This window comes from Variovorax sp. CF079, assembly GCF_900101545.1.
Classification (GTDB): Bacteria; Pseudomonadota; Gammaproteobacteria; order Burkholderiales; family Burkholderiaceae_C; genus Variovorax.
The window spans coordinates 34426-52094 of sequence record NZ_FMZU01000025.1 but is presented as its reverse complement, the minus strand read 5'-3'; the positions used below and the strand labels follow the sequence as shown (position 1 = coordinate 52094).

Below are 17669 nucleotides of genomic sequence, written 5' to 3'. Positions count from 1 at the left end.
TGGGATTGAATGGATGTCGGCCGAATGAGAGCGCCGCCTCACAGCACCACGAAGAGCAGCCATACCACCACGGGGGCCACCAGGGTCACGATGGCGCCGTACACCATCAGCTGCCGGAAGAATACGTCGCGGTCCACGCCCTTGGCATTGGCGAGCACCAGCGCGCCATTGGTGGAGAACGGACTGACGTCGACGATGGTGGAGGACACGGCCATCGCCGCGATGAAGCCGACTGCGCTGACGCCAGCGTCGCCCTGCAGGAACGGCACCGCCAGCGGGATCAGCGAGCCGAGCACCGCGGTCGACGAGGCGAAGGCCGAGACCACGGCGCCGACGAAGCACAACAGCAACGCGGCCACCATGGGGGAGGTGAGACCCGCCACGCTGTGGCCCACGAAATCGATGGTGCCCATCTTTTCCATCACGCCCACGTAGGTGCTGACACCCACGATCAGCATGATCTCCGGCCACGACACCTGACCCAGGGCGCGCTTCTGCAGATTGGGCGCCATCAGCGTCAGCAAGAGGCCGATGGTGATCGAGACGAAGCCGATGTCCTGCTTGAAGAACAGCGTCAGCACGGCCAGCGCCAGCAGACCCAGCACGGTGACGATCTGGTAGAGGCGCGAACCCTGGTCGGCCGGGACCGCCGGCGCCGCGTCCATGAGCGACTCGCCAGCCGCAGTCGCGACGCGCCGCTCTTCCGCGAACGATTCGGCCTCCGCGCCGCCGAACACTTGCGCTCCGCCCTGTGCATGCGCCGTGCGGCGCGTTGCTGGCACTGCGCCGGTCACGTCGGCCTTCTGGCGCAGCAGTTTCATGCCGCCCATGAGGAAGAACAGCAGCAGCGACACGGACAGGTTGACGCCGAGGCTCGCCAGCATCGTCGCGATCTCGTTGAGCGGCAGGCCGGCCTTGGCGACGATCTTGTTGGTAATGCCGCCGTAGATGCTGATCGGCGAGAAGCCGCCGCCCTGCGCGCCGTGCACGACCATCAGCCCCATGAGGAGGGGATTGATGCCGTACTTGGCGGCGAAGCCGAGCGCGATCGGCGCGATGATGGCCACCGCCGCGGGGCTGACCGCACCCACTGCCGTGAGCAGCGCGGCGATGAAGAACATGATCCAAGGAATGGCGGCGATGCGCCCGCGCACCGCGCGCACCGCCAGCTTGACCAGCCAGTCGATGGTGCCGTTGTTCTGCGCCAGCGCGAACAGGTAGGTGATGCCGACCAGGGTGAGAAACAGGTCGGCGGGGAAGCCGCCCATGATCGCCTTGGCGTTCATGCCGGCTACCAGCGTGCCGACCAGGAACGCGCCGACGAAGGCGATCACGCCCATGTTGACCGGCAGCACCGTGGCGAGCACGAACATGCCCACCAGTGCGTAAATCGAAATCCAATGAGAACTCATCAACGCGTCTCCGGAGGTTTTGGGGTTCGACGCATCGGGCTGTGCATCTGGGTGCGTAAGGTACGCACCCCCTCCAGGACGATCAATGAAGCTGTCGCGTCGATCCTTACGCGAATTGAAACGATCGAGGGTTAACCCGAGCCCCCAGTCGATGGCTCCCGTTCAGCCGAGTTCCGCTTTCGCCAGGCGGCACACTGACAGCAACGCGAGCAGGTTGGGATCGCGTTCGCGCGTGCGCAGAAAGTTGAGCGCGATGGTCTGGCGCATCAGGTACTTGGTCTGCAACGGGATCAACTGCACCTTCTGAGGCATGGCGCCGCGCACACGGCCCGGCAACAGCGTGTAGCCGACGCCCCCGCTTACCAGGTTCATCAGGGAGAAGATGTCGCCCGTCTTCATCACCACGTTCGGTGTGAAGCCGGCAACACGAAACGACTCCATAAAACCGCTGTAGGTGACGAAGCCTTCGCTCAGGCTCACGAAGCGCTCGCCGGCGCAGGCGCTCAGGTCGATCTCCTTCTGCGCTGAATAAGGAGAGTCCACTGGTGCGGCGAACTGGATGTCATCCTGGAACAGCGGCTCCGATTCGACGTCAGAAGCATCTTCGGGGATCGCCATGAGTGCGGCATCGATCGCGCCTTCCCGAAGCTTCTGCAGCAGGTCGGCATTGGACCCGAGGACGAGCTCGGTGTGCAGTTCCGGCTTGCGCAGTTTCATTCCCATGATCAGCTGCGGCACCGTGCGACTCGTCAGAGAATAGAGAGAGCCGATGCGGATCCGATCGGCCGAGTAGCCAGCGACTTCTCGCGTAGCGCGGATGCCCGCGGACATCATGCGAAGCACCTCGCGTGCCACCTCCGCCAGCGCATGAGCGGCTTCAGTCGGGTGCAGGTTGCGGCCTTCGTGCCGGAACAGCGCGCAGCGCAGCCCAGTTTCCAGCGAATGCAAGGCGCGGTGCACGCTGACGGCGCTGATCTCGAGCTTTTCGGCCGCGCGGGCGAGATTGCCGGCCTCCATGAAGGCCAGAAGAATCTCCAGCTTGCGGAATGTGACTTCTTCGTCAATGCGGGGAAGCATGGCAGCCTGTGGATCAAAATCGAATCGTAGCCGCAGCCAGGATGGCTGCACGCCGTCCGCGTGCGCCATCAGGGTACGGCTGCTGGCTTACGCTTGGTGAACTTCCTGGCGCCCAGGTAGGCGCCGGCAGTGGCGGCCCTGGCGAACAGCTCGTCGCCCATCTCCTTCCACCACGCTTGGTGACCGCTACGGAGGTCGGCGACCACTGCGACACCTGCGCGCAGATCGCTGCCACCCGCGCGCCCAGGCCGGCGTCGTCCACGACCTCTTGGACCAAGCCGAGCGTCAGGGACTGTGCGGCCGGCACGATCTCGGCGAGCAGCACCAGCCGCTTCATTGCAGCCTTGCCGCTGATCGAGCACCGCAGTGCGCTGCCGTTGCGCATTGGAACCGTCACTTAATCCCGGCGTCATACGAATGCGTCATGCTTCAGACTGACAGTCGGCCGGCGCTGGTAGAGGTCGCTTCGGCACCCGCCCAGATTGGGCGGCATCCTCGATGCCGGCGGCTGTCTCAATTTCAGCGGGCGCGATGCCGCTTTTGCGGGCAGAGCAGGGTGACGCCCGCGTGACAACAGTCTGCCGCGATGTGCACGTCGTTTTCCACAGCCTTGTCCACCGGCACGGTGGAGAACTTATCTCCTGAAGATGTGCTGCGCCAGGGCGAGGCTAACGCGTCTCAGGCTCTGCGCCTTGATCAAATCGCCCAGGAGTCAAGCAAAGCCATCGGTGTTGCGACCGCGATGCAATACAAGCCCTGCGGAATCGAACGCGGCCATAAGCACCTGAGCATGCGTCGAATCGGTGATGAAAAGAGTCGACCTTCCACTGCCGCCAAAGGCCAGATTCGTCGTCGAAGCGCCTGTCGGGCCGCGAAACACGATCACGGGTTCGCCACGCGCATTGAGCACCCAGACATAGCCAAGCCCAGGGTTCGCAACCAGCAGGCGCCCCTGTGCGTCCACGGCGAGGCCGTCCGGGCCGCTCGGACCGTACGACGTGAAGAACTGACTTACCTTCGCCACACTCCCGTCGGTCAGAAGCGGCACGCGCCACACACAGTTGCCGCGTGTTACGGCGAGGTAGAGCAACTTGCCATCCGGTGACAGTGCCACGCCGTTCGGGCTGGGCACGTTGGCCAGCAACAGGTCGAGTTGGCCGTCCGGTCGCAACCGGTAAAGACGCCCGGTCGGGTCGTGCAACCCGGTCTGGCCCTGGTCAGTGAAGTAGATGTTCCCCTGTTCGTCGAGCACCAAGTCGTTGACGCCCTTGAAGGCTTCGCTATTGCGCCGCTGCAGATACGGTGTGACGGCGCCATCCCGCACGTCGATGCGCATAAGACCGTTCTTGTAGTCGGTGACGAGCAGGGTGTGCGCATCCAGAAACTTCATCCCGTTGGGCTCGCCGTCGTACTCGGTCACCTGCGTCCATGCACCAGCGGGGTCGATGCGGAAGATGCGCCCAAAGGGAATATCGGCTACGTAAAGGTTTCCGGCGTCATCGAAAACCGGTCCTTCGAGAAACGAGTCCGTGACCTGGCCGCCACGGTTGGCGTCGGCCCACGCGCTTGTCTTGCGCCGCCGGAAGATTTCGGGCATTCGCGAGAACACCTCGAGCTCGTGAACTTGGGGGGCTTGCAGAAAGAACACCGTGGATCTCCGTCGCGGCTTCGATGCCGCCGCAGTTGTGAAGGCAGGCTTGAACGCGTGTGGTCAGGCGCCGCCGAAGCCGTAGAGTCGTGCCGGGTTGTCGATGAGGATACGGTCCATCACCCCGTCGTCGCCACACCAGCCGCGCAGCACATTGACCAGGTCTGCGTCGTCAACGGAGCCTGATGCCTCGGTGGTATGCGGCCAGTCGCTGCCCCACACCATGCGCTGCGGTGCGGCCTGCACCAATGCACACCCGAGCGCTTGGGCGTCGCGGTATGCGGGAGCGCCTTCGCGCGAGCGCATGTAGACACCGGACAGCTTCACCCATGTGTTGCCCCGGTCGAGCAGCCGACGCAACGTGGTGAAGGCGACGCTGTCCAGACCTTCGGCGGGATCGATGCGGGCCATGTGGTCAACCACGAGTGGGGTTGGCAACGCCTCGAGCACCGGCGCGAGTTCAACCAGTTGTTCGGGGTGCACGAAGACCTGGATGTGCCAGCCAAGGTGGGCGACCCTGCGCGCAAGCGTCCGCAGCATTTCCGTCGTGGTGATGCCCCAGGATTGCGGCGTCACGAAGTTCACGCGCAGTCCACATACGCGTTGCGCGTTGAGTCGCTCGAGTTCGGCGTCATCCACGTCGACGCCTACCACCGCAACACCACGCGCTTCATCACCAAGCTGCTCAAGTGCGTCGAGCATGCAGGCGTTGTCGGTGCCGTAGGTCGACGGGTTGACGACCACCGTTCGCGACGTCCCGAGCCGTTGCTGGAGCTGGCGGTAGGCGGCCACCTCTGCGCAGGGCGGCTGGCGCTTCCAGTGCGGCGACGGCGTGAACCGCGGATCGAAGATATGCATGTGGCTGTCGCACGCACCGGCGGGCAGCGCGCGCGACGGTCGTTCAAGACCAACCGAATGCGGGACGGGACGCGTGGGCGGGAGGGCAGCCATCGGCAATTCAGTCGAGCTTGATGTTGCCCTTGCGGATCACTTCGGCCCACTTCGCGTCTTCCTTCTTCAGGAAAGTGGCGAACTCGGCTGGCGTGGACCCGACGGCTTGCACGCCGACGTCGGTGAAACGCTGCTTCACCTCGTCTTCCTTCAGCACGTCGACCAGGGCCTTGTGCAACTTCGCAGCGACGGGCTCTGGCGTGCCGGCCGGCAGCAGCAAACCATTCCACTCGAATGCCTCATAGCCAGGCACCAGCGATTCGGCCACCGTTGGCACGTCGGGCAGGCGCTTCGAACGCTCGGGCGACGACACGGCCAGCGCGCGCAGCTTGCCCGATGAGACCAGCGGGTATGACGCCGCGATGGTACTGAACATGAAGTCGACCTGACCGCCGGTCACGTCGACGATGGCAGGACCCCCGCTCTTGTAGCCAACATGCACCATGTCGAGATCGAGCTTCTGGCGCAGCAGTTCTGCCGCCAGACGTTGCACCGTGCCGCTACCGCCGGAGGCGTAGTTCAGCTTGCCGGGTGTCGCCTTGGCCTTGGCCACCAGGTCCTTCACATCCTTGATCGGCGACTCGGCCTTGACGATGATGATGTTCGGCGCCAGCGAGACGAGCGACAGCGGCTGCAGGGCGTTGCTCGCGAAGGGCATGCGCGGAAACAGGTGCGGATTGATCGAATAGGGCGTGGCGTCGTAGAGCATGGTGTAGCCATCGGCCGGCGCTTTGGCGGCATAGCTTGCGCCGATGGTGCCACTCGCCCCGGGGCGGTTGTCAACAATCACGCTGGTGCCGAGCTTCGCGCCCATGCGCACCGCGAGCACGCGCGCCAGCGCATCAGCCGAGCCTCCGGGTGCGTAGGGCACGACTAGCGTGATTGGTCGGTCCGGAAACGCCGCCTGTGCGGAAGCGGCGACAAAGAGGCATGCAGCGAGCACGCGACGGATCAAGGTTTTCATGGGTTGGTTCTCGAAGAATGTCGGACGGGAATCTGGCGAACGGCGAGCGCTCATTCAGGTTTGAGGTCAAGCGCACGGGCCAGCTCACCGTAAGCCTTCACCTCGCGCGTCAGTTGCGCGCCGAAGGCTTCAGCGCAGGTACTCTGCGCTTCCATACCCAGGAGCCTGAACTTCTCTGCCGTGGCAGGTGACTGGGCGAACTCGGTCGCAACCCGACGCAGCACCGCCAAGGTCGCTTCCGGCGTGTTCGCGGGCGCGAGCAGGCCATACCACGCATCGGCGGAATACCTTTTCACGCCGGCCTCCTCGAAAGTCGGCACGTTCGGCAGCAGCGCCGAACGTTTGGGCGCGGCGACGGCCAGCGCGTTCAGCTTGCCTGCCTGCACCTGAGGCAGCACCGACCCCAACGTGGCAAAAGAGCTGTCCACCTGCCCGCCGATCATGTCGGTCGTGGCTTGGGCCGCGCCCTTGTAGGGGATGTGATTCATCGAGGTTCCGGTCAGCCGCGTGAACTGCTCACTTGCAAAATGGCCGGAACTGCCGCTGCCCGGCGTGCCGTAGGTGCGCTTGCCGGGGGCGGCCTTGACCTCCTTCAGGAAGTCTCCAAGCGTCTTGACCGGCATCGATGGGCCGACGACCAGCACCGTCGGGCTGACGGCCAGCGAGCACACCGGCGCAAAAGAGCGCACAGCGTCGAACTTCACCCGCTGGCTGTAAAGCGCGGGAATCATCGTGTGGTTGGTTGCACCGAGCAGGAGCGTGTAGCCGTCCGCTGGCGCAGACGCCACCGCCTCGGCCGCCAGGATGGTATTGGCGCCGGCCTTGTTGTCCACCACGAAAGGCTGGCCCAGCGTGCGAGAGGCATAGTCGGCGAATGCACGCGCGACGACATCGGTCGGCCCACCCGCCGAGAAACCGACGAGGACGTGCACTGGCTTGGCTGGCCAGGTCGACTGCGCCTGGGCGGACAGCGTGACGAACAGACCAGTCGTTCCCATCAGCCATGCGATGGCGAAGTATCGTTTCACGGATGTCTCCTTCTTGTTCTGCATCACTGGGCCATCAGGTCGTGGCTGGCTGGCGTGTCAGCACTTGCAACACATTCTTGGCGGCGCCGACGCCCATGTTCACGTAGGCATCGCTGGTCACGCCACCAATGTGGGGACTCAGTACGAAGTTCTTTTCACCCTGGAACGGATGGCCGGCAGTCATCGGCTCTACTGCGAAGCTGTCGAGACCGGCCATTGCAACCTGACCGGAACGTACTGCGCTCAGCAGCGCGGCCTCGTCGATCAACCCGCCGCGCGCCGTGTTGACCAGGAGGACGCCGCGCTTGCACTGAGCCAGCGTGGTGGCATTGAGCAGGCCGCGGTTGTCTTCTGTCAGAGGGCAGTGCAGTGAGATCGCATCGGACTCGCGCCAGATCGTCGGCAAGTCGACGCATTCCACGTACGCTGGCAAGTCTTTCGCAAATGGATCGAACCCGATCACGCGCATTCCGAGGGCATGGGCCATGCGCGCAAAGCGCAGTCCGATCGCGCCCAAGCCGACCAGACCGATGGTGCGGCCACCGAGCTCGAGGCTCTTGTGCGTGGCTTTGTCCCAATGACCGGCGTGCATGCGTGCATCCAGGGCCACCACCGACTTGGCGCACGCCAGCAAGAGGGCCAGTGCCTGCTCGGCCACTGCCGCGGCATTGGCACCGGCTGCCGCGACCACGTCGATGCCGCGGGCCTGCGCCGCCACCTTGTCGATGGTATCGGTGCCGCTGCCGTGCTTGGAGATCACGCGCAGCGACGGCGCTGCGTCCATCACGACGCTGCCGACCTTGCCGTAGCGCACGATGATGGCCACCGGATCATGCGCACGGCAAAGTGCCACCAGGTCATCTTCGGTCGGCGTCTTGCCGGCATAGATGACATCGTGACCCACTAGCAGCGCGAGCGCCTGCGGCGCGAGGTCAGCACCCGTGACGAGGATCGTGCTCACAGCGCCTCCCCTTCCTTGAGCACACCGGCTGTTCGGAGAGCAGCGTTCAGCCATTTCGCAGCGGTATCGCCAGTTTTGATGGCGGAGATGCGTGCGGCTTCATCCTTCACCTTTTTGGCCGCGAGCGGCAACAGCCCTTCGATCTTCTCGCGCTCGACCACCACGACGCCATCGCCATCGGCGATCACGAAGTCGCCGGCGTGCACGGTCACACCGCCGACGGAAATCGGATGGCCAATGCGGCCGCCGATGTTCTTGGTAGGACCGTTCGGGTTGGTGCCGACGCTGAACACCGGGTAGTCCATTTCGTCGATCTCGATGCTGTCGCGACAGGCGCCATCCATCACCACGCCGGCGATGCCCAGTTGCTTGCAGGCCGTCATCATGATGGTGCCCATCAGCGCCGAGGTCTGGTCACCCTTGCCGTCGATGACGAGAACGTCGCCTGGCTTGGCCATTGCAATGGCGGCGTGAATCATCAGGTTGTCACCCGGCCGCACTTCGACGGTCAAGGCGGTGCCGGCGAGCTTCATGCGCGGACGCAGCGCCTTGATGCGGCCATCCACGGCGCCGCGACGGCCGGCCACATCGGCCAGGATGGCCGGCTGCAATTCAGCGGCCTGCGCCACGATGTGCGCTGGCACGCGTTCGAAGTCGCGAATGATGTCGGGAAGATTGGAAGGCATGGGATTCTTTCGGATGTAAGAGGAGGAATGGAAGTGGGTCAGTCGGCCCTGACGTCGGCGTCCTTGATGACCTTGGCCCACTTGGCAAGGTCTGCTTTCTGGGTTTCTGCCAGTTGCTGCGGCGTGCTGCCCACCAGCGTGACGCCGAGCTTGTCCGCCATGGCGACGACCTCGGCGTCCTTGAGGATGCGCACGATCTCCTGGTTCAGCCGCTGCACCACGGCCGAAGGCGTGCCGGCCGGCGCGTAGGCTGCCTGCCACTGCTCCACCACGAAATCCTTGAAGCCGGCCTGACCCATCGTGGGCACCTCGGGCATGGATTTCAGCCGGACCGCAGAGGTCACGGCCAGCGCGTGCAGCCGGCCGCTCAGGATGTGCGGCAGCGCCGCAGCCACCGGCGCAAACATAAAGGTCGCATGGCCGGCCAGCACGTCCTGGATGGCCGGGGTATCGCCCTTGTAGGGCACATGAGTCATTCGGGTGCCGGTTTGCAAGCGCAGCAGTTCGCCCTGCATCTGGAGGATCGTGCCTTTGCCACCGGAGGCGAACGAAACCGCTTCCGGATGGGCCTTCGCCTCCGCGGCGAGTTCGGCCACCGTGCGAAAGGGCTGGGCCGCGCCGACGATGAGGACATGGGGGATCGTGCCGATCAGAACAACTGGCTCGAATGCTTTGACCGGGTCGTACTGCATCTTCGGCATGAGGCTCGGCACGATGGCCTGAGGGCCAATCGATGTGCCTAGCAAGGTGTAGCCGTCTGGTGCCGCCTTGGCGACGGACGCTGAGCCGATCGTGCCGGTGGCACCAGCCTTGTTGTCGACGATCACCGTGGCGCCGAGCGAGTTGCCCAACCGCAGTGCAATGGCGCGGCCCAGAATGTCGGTGGTGCCACCCGGGGGGTAGGGCACGACCCAGGTGATGGGTTTCCCGATCGGCCAGGTGACCTGCGCCGTGGAGGGCATGGCAGCAAGCCCAAGAAGTGAAATGGCTATCGTCAGGGCGGTGCGCCGGTCAAGCTTGGTCATGGCTGTCCTTGTCAAGAATCAGGTTTGGTAGTCGTAGAGCGCGGCCGGGTTGTCGACCAGCACGCGCCGCAGGGCGGTCGAATCGCCAGCCCATTGCGCGAGCAGGTCCATTTGCTGCGCGTCGTCGGGCAGGGGCTGGTGACCCGCAGTGGCAGACGCATGGGGCCAGTCACTTCCCCACACCACGCGTTCGGGTGCGGCCAGCAGGTAGCCCCGCGCCAGCAGTGCGATGTCGGTGTAGGCCGGCGGGCCTTCCTCGCTCACGATGTAGCCGCCCGACAACTTGACCCAGGCGCGACCTGAGTCGATCAGGCGAAGAATCAATCGGTGGGCTGCATGTCGTTGCGCCAGCGATGGTGCGATGCGGCCCATGTGATCGAAGACCACAGGAACCGGGAGTTGCAGAAGGCGGGCCTCGAGGGCAGCGAGCGTGTCCGGAGCTGCCAGCAATTGCAGATGCCATCCGTAGGGCGCGACACGCGCGGCCAACACGTCGATCTGCTGCGCTGAGTTCGTGACACCCAGCGAGAGATTGAGGCGGATGCCACGTACGCCTTTGGCATGCAACGCTTCAAGTTCGGCATCGCATATCTGCTCGTCGACAACGGCGATTCCCCGCGCGCCCTGGCCGTAGGCAACAATCGCCTCGCACATCGGCCGGTTGTCGGTGCCGTAGGTCGATGGCGTGACGAACACCACGCGGTCGGTCCCGGTGCGCTGCTGCAGTTGCCGGTAATCGTCGACGCTCGCATCAGGCGGCAGGAGGCGCGCGTCCGGCACGGGCGCAAAGCGGGCGTCGTACACATGCACATGGCAATCGCAGGCGCCCGCCGGCACCTCGACGTTCGTGCGGCCCTGCCCCGAAGAGAAAGGCGCGACCGCCTTCTCCTTGTCCAACGTCTGCATCGCGCGCTCGTCTGCTGCTGAATGCGTCAGTCGACCTTGGCGCCGGACTCTTTGACGATCTTGCCCCAGCGGCCGATGTCGTCGTGGATCAGCTTGGCGAACTGCTCAGGAGTTCCACCGAGCGCATCGGCGCCCTGGCTGGCTAGCTTCTTCTTGACTTCCGGATCCTGTAGCGCCTTGTTGAATGCGCCGTTCAGCTTGGCGACCACGTCCTTCGACAAGCCCGCCGGCCCGGCAACGCCGAACCAGGTGACGGCTTCAAAACCCTTGAAGCCGGATTCCGCAATGGTGGGCACCGACGGCAGGTCGGCAGTGCGCTTGGGCGAGGTCACGGCGATGGCGCGCATCTTCCCGTTTTTGACGTAACCGATCAGCGTAGGCACCGACGACATATACATCTGGATCTGGCCGCCAATCAGGTCGGTCGAACCTTGCGCAGCGCCCTTGTACGGAACGTGCGTGAACTTGACTGCTGCCGTCTTCTGGAACAACTCGGTCGCGAGATGCGCCACCGTGCCGCTGCCGGAACTGGCGTAGTTCAGCGAGTCGGGCTTGGCCTTGGCAGCGGTCACGACATCGGCGAGCGTCTTGTACGGCGAGTCCGCCGCCACCACGAGGACGAGCGGCGCACTTGCAACCTCGACAATCGGAGTCAGGTCCTTCTCCGGGTTGTAAGGCAGCTTGGCGTAAAGCGTGGGGTTGATGGCCAGGTTGCTGGTCTGGCCCAGAACCAGTGTGTAGCCGTCGGCCGGAGCCTTGGCCGTGGCATCCACTCCCAAGTTGCCGCCGGAGCCGGGCTTGTTGTCGATGACGATCGACCATCCGTTGGCGACGGCCACCTTGTTGGCAACTTCACGCGCAATCAGGTCGGTGCCGCCGCCGGCCGGAAAGGGAACAATCAGCTTGATCGGGCGCGATGGATAGGCCTGTGCGGACGCCGTTGCGTGGGCCATGAGCGTCGCACCGGCAACGAGCGTGGTGGCGGCGACGCCGATGAGGCGGCGCGAAGCCGCGGCGGCGAGGGCACGATGTTGCATGAACTTGTCTCCTGTTTAGCCCACCCTGCTCGATTGCGGGCGGTGCGTTCAGTGGAGGCAAGTATTCGGCGTGGGGCTTATTCAGTCCAATCGATACTTTTTGAAGATCGATAGATTTGACTTTGGGTATTACCTCGGTGGCGAATCGGCATATTTCGCCAACAGATGGATCAGCCGTTGTGCTGCCGGGGAGATGTAGCCGCTGTCGCGATAGGTCACGACCATGCGCCGGCGCATGGTCGTGGCCGGCAGCTTCACTTCGCGCAACGCCGCGCCGGAACGCCCGGCCTGCAGGTGAAGACGCGAGATGAAGCTCAGCAGGCCGGTCTCACCGATCAGCGTCGGCAGCATCAGCAGCATCGTGCTTTCGACCTGCACCACGGGCCGGGGAACTCGATGGCGATCAAAGGTCTGGTCGAGCCAGTCCCGCGTCGGCGCCCCAGGGGGCTGAAGCACCCATCGATAGCCCGCCAGGTCCTTCAGGCCCGGCTTCGGCTTGTCGAAGATCGCGTGCGTGTCGGCGGCGGCGACCACGATCACGTCCTCGGCCAGGTTCTGCGAAGCGAACCCCGGTTCAGTAGCGCCCTCGGTGCCGACCATTAGATCGATATCACCGGCGCGCAGCAGCGGCTTCAGGATGTCAACCAGCGCCACGGTGGTCCGCAAAGTGACTTCGGGTGCCTCGCGCATCAGGTCGCGCGCGGCTGGCGGCAAAAGGAACTGCGCGGCCGTCGGCACGATGCCGATCTTGATGTTTCCAGTCAGGCCTCTGCCGATGTCGCCGATCTCGCGGCGCGCGCTTTCCACGTCGAAGCGTGTGCGCTGGGCCCACTTGAGAAGCGCCTTCCCCGCACTGGTTAGGCGGATGCCGCGGCCTGTTTTCTCGAAGAGCAGGGCGCCGCACGCCTCTTCCAGCCGCCGTACGCAGCTTGTCAACGCGGGTTGCGTCCGGTGCAGCCGTTCGGCCGCGCGCCCCATGTGCTCGAGCTCGGCAATAACTTCAAAGTACTGGAGATCGCGCAGATCCAGGGTGAACTCCACAAGTTTGTTTAAAGCACTGATCCAAGACTTTAGGGCAACAGCGTGGTGCCACTGGCGGCCTAGTAGCGGTAGTCCGCAGCTCGAAGCGGACGCTCAATGTGCTGGCGAATGCTCATACTCGTGGCTTCTATTGATGGAGGTGGGCATGGCGCTCGCAGGCATGCACGACGCGTTGGTGGATCACCTGAAGGCGAAGAGGGCGCTGCAGTTCACCTTGACACCGGCCTCTGCTGCGAGCAGATGGCGTCACTTAAGATAATCAATCTTGTTGCCGTACACAAAGTCAGTCACACAAAGTCAGGGCGGCTATCGGCGTCGCTTGTGAGGGCGAAGGAGGGTGATCGATTCTGTGGCGCGAGCGCTCAGTTTTCATTTTGGGGCGGCGTGCTGGAGATCAGGCTTTCGTGCCCGCGCTGATCTACCAGTGCTGCGGCAGGCGGCGGGATGTGTGAAACACTCGCAGAATCTCGACCGCGTCCCCGCGCACGCGATAGGGCACGATGTAACGCGTCTTTTGCACGATCAATTCGCGCGTTCCAGGCACACGCCCAGGGCGGCCAAGGCCAGGCTGATGAGCGAGCTGGGCTGCAGAGTCGAGAATGCGTCCGACGACCAGCCTCGCCGCAGCCGCGTCGTCGGTCGCAATATACGCGGCCTCTTCGTCCAAGTTGTGCAGCGCCTTACGCAGCCACCTAACCCGCATTCACCTTCCATTTTCGTGCGAGTGCGGCGATCTCCTTGTCGCTGGCGAAGTCGCCTGCGTCGGCTTCCCTCAGCGCGGCCTGGACTTCGCCGATCTGCCATTCGTTGTTGTCAACATAGGCACGGATCGCTTCGGCTGCCAAGAACGATTTGCTGCGCTGCGTCGCTTCGGCCAGATGGTCGAGGCGATCCTTGACTTCGTCGTCAAGTCGAACAGTCATGGTGGTAGACATGGAAGATCTGGAGCGGTGGCACGAGAAGAGTGGTCGGATGTACACATCCTACTACAATATCGCATGCATGCGCCTACCATAGCTGCCTCACGAACCACTGTTGCGTGCTGCGGTCGAAGAGCACGCTCCTCGCGTACTCGAAATCTTCGGCTGATTTCGATGGCTCATCAAACCCAGTTCTCAACGGCCAGGTCGTCGACTCGGCTGAACTCACGCTCGTTGTTGGTGACCAGCACCCAACCTTCGGCACGGGCGTGGGCGGCGATCCAAAGGTCGTTGTTGCCTATGGACTGGCCTTTGCGCTCAAGGACGCTGCGGATCTGGCCGTAGTGCTGGCCCACCGCCTGTGTGAGTGGTTCGACCTGGATGGCGCTCTGCAGTTGCCGCAGCGCAGCCAGGGCCTTGGAGCGGGCCTGGCTTTTTTCCGCGCCGTGTTGCAGTTCGCCCAGCGTAATGACCGACATGGCCAGGACGTCGGCGCTAAGTTGCTCAAAGCGCGCTCGAACGGTGGCCGGATTGTGCTTGGCGATGTAGATGCAGATGTTGGTGTCGAGAAGATAGCGAATGGCCATTCAGAACGACTCCCGCTCCTGGGGAGGGCTGTCGCTGCGGCCATCGGCCATGAAGTCGGCAGGCATGCCGACGAGGGCGTCAAAGATGGCGGCTGCACTGGCGGGCCGCTCACGCAAAACGATGTCGTTGCCTTGGCGGAAGATCTCCACCTGCTCGGCTGTGAATCGAAACTCCTTCGGCAAGCGCACAGCCTGGCTGTTGCCGGACTGGAAAACACGGGCGTAAGTCATCGGGTCTCCTGCGTATATACAAACAGTATATACATTCACGCTGACCGCGTCAACGGGGCGCAGGGGATTCCCTCGGGAAATGCACATCGGTCACGATGTCGGCCAGCGTCAGCCGGCGCCCGGCCCTCAGCAGGCGTGCGGCTTCGGGAGGACCGCGCCCTTGTCGGGCGCGAGGTTGGGAACCAACCACGTCTGCGGCGCGGCCGCGGCTTCGGGCACGCGCCAGGCTATGCCATGGGCCTCGAGCAGCCCGGCTAGCCGAGCGTTCTCGGCGCGCAACCGCGCGAGTTCGTCGCCGCTGTGTGCAGTCATGACGAATTCATCCTGACCACAGACCTGCTTCGGTCAGACGGCGCAACAATGCGCCACGCGTTGCATGACGAATCAGAAAGCGCCGCAGCGCGCGGTCGAACTCCTTGCGGCTAGACGTGAGTGCATAGCCCTCCGCCAAGTCGACCAGTGTCCGCACCGCATGCTCGTAACCCGATGCCGAACCACGCCGAGCCTGTGCGTCGATGGCAGCCCAGCGCTTGTCCACATCGGTCATCAACAACTGAAGGGCCGCTTCGCGTTGCTGCCGGTGCTTCGTCTCCTGCTTCGCGCGTTCCTTTGTCTCGCGCTCCAAGCGAGCGCCAGAGGCCGATTGGGCGAGTGCACGCAGTTGGCCCACGCTGCGCCGCGATGCGGAAGATGCGGACGAAGGGCGTCGTGCCTTCAGCCAAGCTGCGTGGCGGGATCTGACCTGGCGCTCCGCTTCGTGCCCACGGCCCTGTGCGATCAGCTTCAACATGTTTGCCATCTCGTCATGCGACCATTCACTCAGCCACGCATCGATGCGATCGCCTTGCGCTGAATCAGCCTCAGAAGCGCATCCACTGCCTGCCATCGCCGCCGCGAGCATGTCGGGATCGACTTCCAGGAATTCGACCAAGGCCTGCTGAGGAGGTGACAACGCCGACAGGCTGGGCGGCACTTCCGGTTCCAGCGCGCCGTCCGCGAGTTCGCCGCCAGCGGCTCCGGCCAGCCACCCGAGGTAGAGCGGCCGCAGGTCGCCGCGCAATAGTTCATCGCGCAGCGGCGCCAGGCGCCGCATCCAGCCGCTTCCGTCTTCCATGCCGAAGCGATCGTAGTTTTCGCTCTCGTCGAGCGACCAGTCGATGATCCAGTGCGTGTCGCTGGTCTCGATTGTCAGCGCATGCCGAGAAGAGAAGGGCGCCAGTTCGGCTTTGCGGAACGTGGCCAGCGGCACGCGCAAGGCCAGCCGGCAACTGCACCAGTTGGCGGTGTAGACGAAGGCATCGAAGTAGCGACGCATCCATTCGGCTGGATCAGCCTTCAGGTCTCCCCACTCGTAGTGGTTGACGAAGCCCGAAGGCGTGATCTCCGCGCGTGTGGAGACGGCGCGCAGTTCGGCCATCTCGGTGCGGGTCAGCGGCCGGTCGATGGCCGCGAATTCGTAGTATTGGTACTCGCTCATATGATTGCATCAGCGTAGGCTCAGCCCGTTCGCTTGCGGGCGGACTTGCGCTTGGCGGCCGTTTCCCCGACCGCGCGGAACGCGGAATCGTCGCCGAGGTGGATGTAGAGGTGACCGTGCAACTCGCCGTCAACGATCTCAGCATGCCCGCGCCCAGTCAGTTCATCGCCCTCGTCGAAGCCGTGCCAGGTGAACTCGATGCGTTGGCCCTGCCGCTTGTCGATCTTGCAGTCCATCTGTGCTTGTACCAGTCCGAACTGGAAGCTGCCGGACCGGTCTGCGCTGAAGATGATGTGGCCGGGCACTTCTACTTCTATGTCCACGTAGCTCTGGTCCCAGCCGGACATCCAGACGATGCGCCAAGGACCGGAAAAGGGGTTCTGCTTCATGATCGTCATCTTGGCACCGTCCTCACCTTGGCGACTTGAACCGCGACGACGATCCATGGGCTGCTTTTATTGGTCGACTCGGCGAAGCCGAAATGGGTCCAAGCAGTTCCGGCCTCGGGCAGCTTTCTTGGTACCCTTTCGAGGCGGCCGACAAGAAGATGTCCAGTACGGGTCTGCACTATGGTTTCGCGGCAGCGACGGGAGAGGTTTCCCATTCGTGTGCGATGCCGCGCACCTGGTCCTCGACCTGCCGGCGGGCCAGCTCGCGATCCACTCCGGCACCGAGGAGCCGGTCGTAGGGCGTCTCGACATGGCGGATGTGCGCGACGACGGCGAGGAACACCGCTTTTTCGTCGAGGTCCTTGGCGGCGGCCGAGCGCCCGACCCGACCGCTGTACTTGAGGCAGGCGCGCTCCGCGATGGCGTGTTCGGCTCCGGCAGGACAGCTTGGGAAACACTCACGCACGCGCTGCGCAAAACACTGCACATAGGTCTGGTCCTGGTCCGCGCGCCGCTGGGCCTCGCGGTTGCGCCGCCTTGCCCGCGCGTCGTCATCGGCCATGCATTGCGCCTCCGCCCGGGCGAGGCCCGCTTCCTCGACCAGGACGCCCTGCCGCTCGTACTTGCGGCGGGCGCGGCTCCATCGGAGGACCACGGCGGACAGCATCGAGTACTTTCGCGCCCGGCGCGTCAGTGCAGCGACCCCGGGCGGCAGGAAGACAAGATGCTCCAGGTCGGCACAGGACAAGCAAAGCGCACCGCGTTCGCCGGCCAGGAAGATCCACGCGTGGCGACCCAGCTTCTCGCCGCAATCGCCGCAAGTCGACTCACCGGTGGAAATGAAGACCTTCAGTTCCTGCGTCTCAGGCATGGCAGACACCCGTTTGCTGCAAATGCTTGCGTGGCGTACAGACTCGGCGACACGGTCGGGTCGGTCGCTCCGATGGCGTCTTTCCGTGACATGCTCTCTCGCGTGGGGCTGAGCTCACCACCGTGTGCGACAACCTGAGGCACGCCTCGGTGTCGACCACGTCCATCTACCTGCACAGCGATGAGGTCAAGCGGGCTCGGCATATGGATGCCGCGTTCGCCGTGCCAACCGCGCGATAGCGAAACAGCGAAGCAAGGCCTGTTGCGCGCAATCGCAAGCGGCCGGCACTCCTCATCAAAACGGTGAAACCGTACCAATCACGAAAAGTATGATCACCCCAACTTGCCATGTTTTTCCTGTCCGCGCTAGAGGCGGAATTCGTCCACTTTCCGCGCCCGGGAACGTCGCATAGGATGCGTCACATGGAGCCCGGAAAATCGTACAGATGGTCTCAACAC

General features: G+C 64.1%; 20 protein-coding genes. All 20 read right to left on the bottom strand.

Features of this window, described 5'->3' with window-relative positions:
- Positions 1-38: 38 nt before the first annotated feature.
- Positions 39-1412, bottom strand: a complete 1374-nt coding sequence (locus tag BLS74_RS28210; RefSeq protein ID WP_093110449.1) for an SLC13 family permease — start codon at positions 1410-1412, stop codon at positions 39-41.
- Positions 1413-1574: 162 nt separating this feature from the next.
- Entirely contained in the window at positions 1575-2489 is a 915-nt protein-coding gene (locus BLS74_RS28205) for a LysR family transcriptional regulator (protein WP_093110534.1), read from the bottom strand.
- 712 nt (positions 2490-3201) lie between these two features.
- On the bottom strand, positions 3202-4137 hold the full coding sequence (locus BLS74_RS28195; protein ID WP_093110447.1) for an SMP-30/gluconolactonase/LRE family protein: 936 nt from the start codon (positions 4135-4137) through the stop codon (positions 3202-3204).
- A 63-nt stretch (positions 4138-4200) separates the two neighbouring features.
- The gene (locus BLS74_RS28190; RefSeq protein WP_093110446.1) at positions 4201-5088 is read right to left on the bottom strand and encodes an amidohydrolase family protein; all 888 of its coding nucleotides are present in this window, start codon (positions 5086-5088) and stop codon (positions 4201-4203) included.
- A 7-nt stretch (positions 5089-5095) separates the two neighbouring features.
- Complete coding sequence (locus BLS74_RS28185; protein WP_093110445.1) at positions 5096-6052, bottom strand: Bug family tripartite tricarboxylate transporter substrate binding protein; 957 nt, start codon at positions 6050-6052, stop codon at positions 5096-5098.
- 50 nt (positions 6053-6102) lie between these two features.
- Positions 6103-7050, bottom strand: coding sequence for a Bug family tripartite tricarboxylate transporter substrate binding protein (locus tag BLS74_RS28180; RefSeq protein ID WP_244504055.1), 948 nt, complete (start codon positions 7048-7050; stop codon positions 6103-6105).
- 64 nt (positions 7051-7114) lie between these two features.
- The gene (locus BLS74_RS28175) at positions 7115-8041 is read right to left on the bottom strand and encodes an NAD(P)-dependent oxidoreductase (protein ID WP_093110443.1); all 927 of its coding nucleotides are present in this window, start codon (positions 8039-8041) and stop codon (positions 7115-7117) included.
- Positions 8038-8727: an RraA family protein gene (locus BLS74_RS28170; protein WP_093110442.1), complete on the bottom strand. Its 690-nt coding sequence runs from the start codon at positions 8725-8727 to the stop codon at positions 8038-8040. The genes BLS74_RS28175 and BLS74_RS28170 overlap by 4 nt, the downstream gene beginning before the upstream one ends.
- 38 nt (positions 8728-8765) lie before the next feature.
- Positions 8766-9752: a Bug family tripartite tricarboxylate transporter substrate binding protein gene (locus tag BLS74_RS28165; RefSeq protein ID WP_093110441.1), complete on the bottom strand. Its 987-nt coding sequence runs from the start codon at positions 9750-9752 to the stop codon at positions 8766-8768.
- A gap of 18 nt (positions 9753-9770) precedes the next feature.
- Positions 9771-10658 carry an amidohydrolase family protein gene (locus tag BLS74_RS28160; protein ID WP_093110440.1) on the bottom strand — a complete coding sequence of 296 codons (888 nt, stop codon included), beginning with the start codon at positions 10656-10658 and terminating at the stop codon, positions 9771-9773.
- Positions 10659-10684: 26 nt separating this feature from the next.
- The gene (locus BLS74_RS28155; RefSeq protein WP_244504054.1) at positions 10685-11611 is read right to left on the bottom strand and encodes a Bug family tripartite tricarboxylate transporter substrate binding protein; all 927 of its coding nucleotides are present in this window, start codon (positions 11609-11611) and stop codon (positions 10685-10687) included.
- A 213-nt stretch (positions 11612-11824) separates the two neighbouring features.
- Positions 11825-12736: a LysR family transcriptional regulator gene (locus BLS74_RS28150; protein WP_244504046.1), complete on the bottom strand. Its 912-nt coding sequence runs from the start codon at positions 12734-12736 to the stop codon at positions 11825-11827.
- Positions 12737-13154: 418 nt separating this feature from the next.
- Positions 13155-13403 carry a type II toxin-antitoxin system RelE/ParE family toxin gene (locus BLS74_RS28145; protein WP_244504045.1) on the bottom strand — a complete coding sequence of 83 codons (249 nt, stop codon included), beginning with the start codon at positions 13401-13403 and terminating at the stop codon, positions 13155-13157.
- 25 nt (positions 13404-13428) lie between these two features.
- Positions 13429-13671, bottom strand: coding sequence for a CopG family ribbon-helix-helix protein (locus BLS74_RS28140; protein WP_093110437.1), 243 nt, complete (start codon positions 13669-13671; stop codon positions 13429-13431).
- Between the two features lie 167 nt (positions 13672-13838).
- A complete protein-coding gene (locus BLS74_RS28135; RefSeq protein ID WP_093110436.1) occupies positions 13839-14243 on the bottom strand; it encodes a type II toxin-antitoxin system tRNA(fMet)-specific endonuclease VapC in 405 nt (134 codons plus the stop codon).
- On the bottom strand, positions 14244-14474 hold the full coding sequence (vapB, locus tag BLS74_RS28130) for an antitoxin (RefSeq protein ID WP_093110435.1): 231 nt from the start codon (positions 14472-14474) through the stop codon (positions 14244-14246).
- Between the two features lie 126 nt (positions 14475-14600).
- Positions 14601-14786, bottom strand: a complete 186-nt coding sequence (locus BLS74_RS28125; protein WP_093110434.1) for a hypothetical protein — start codon at positions 14784-14786, stop codon at positions 14601-14603.
- A 7-nt stretch (positions 14787-14793) separates the two neighbouring features.
- Entirely contained in the window at positions 14794-15951 is a 1158-nt protein-coding gene (locus BLS74_RS28120; RefSeq protein WP_093110433.1) for a hypothetical protein, read from the bottom strand.
- Positions 15952-15971: 20 nt separating this feature from the next.
- Positions 15972-16349, bottom strand: a complete 378-nt coding sequence (locus BLS74_RS28115) for a hypothetical protein (RefSeq protein WP_212733712.1) — start codon at positions 16347-16349, stop codon at positions 15972-15974.
- A 169-nt stretch (positions 16350-16518) separates the two neighbouring features.
- Complete coding sequence (locus BLS74_RS28110) at positions 16519-17211, bottom strand: DUF2293 domain-containing protein (RefSeq protein WP_093110432.1); 693 nt, start codon at positions 17209-17211, stop codon at positions 16519-16521.
- Between the last annotated feature and the right edge of the window lie 458 nt (positions 17212-17669).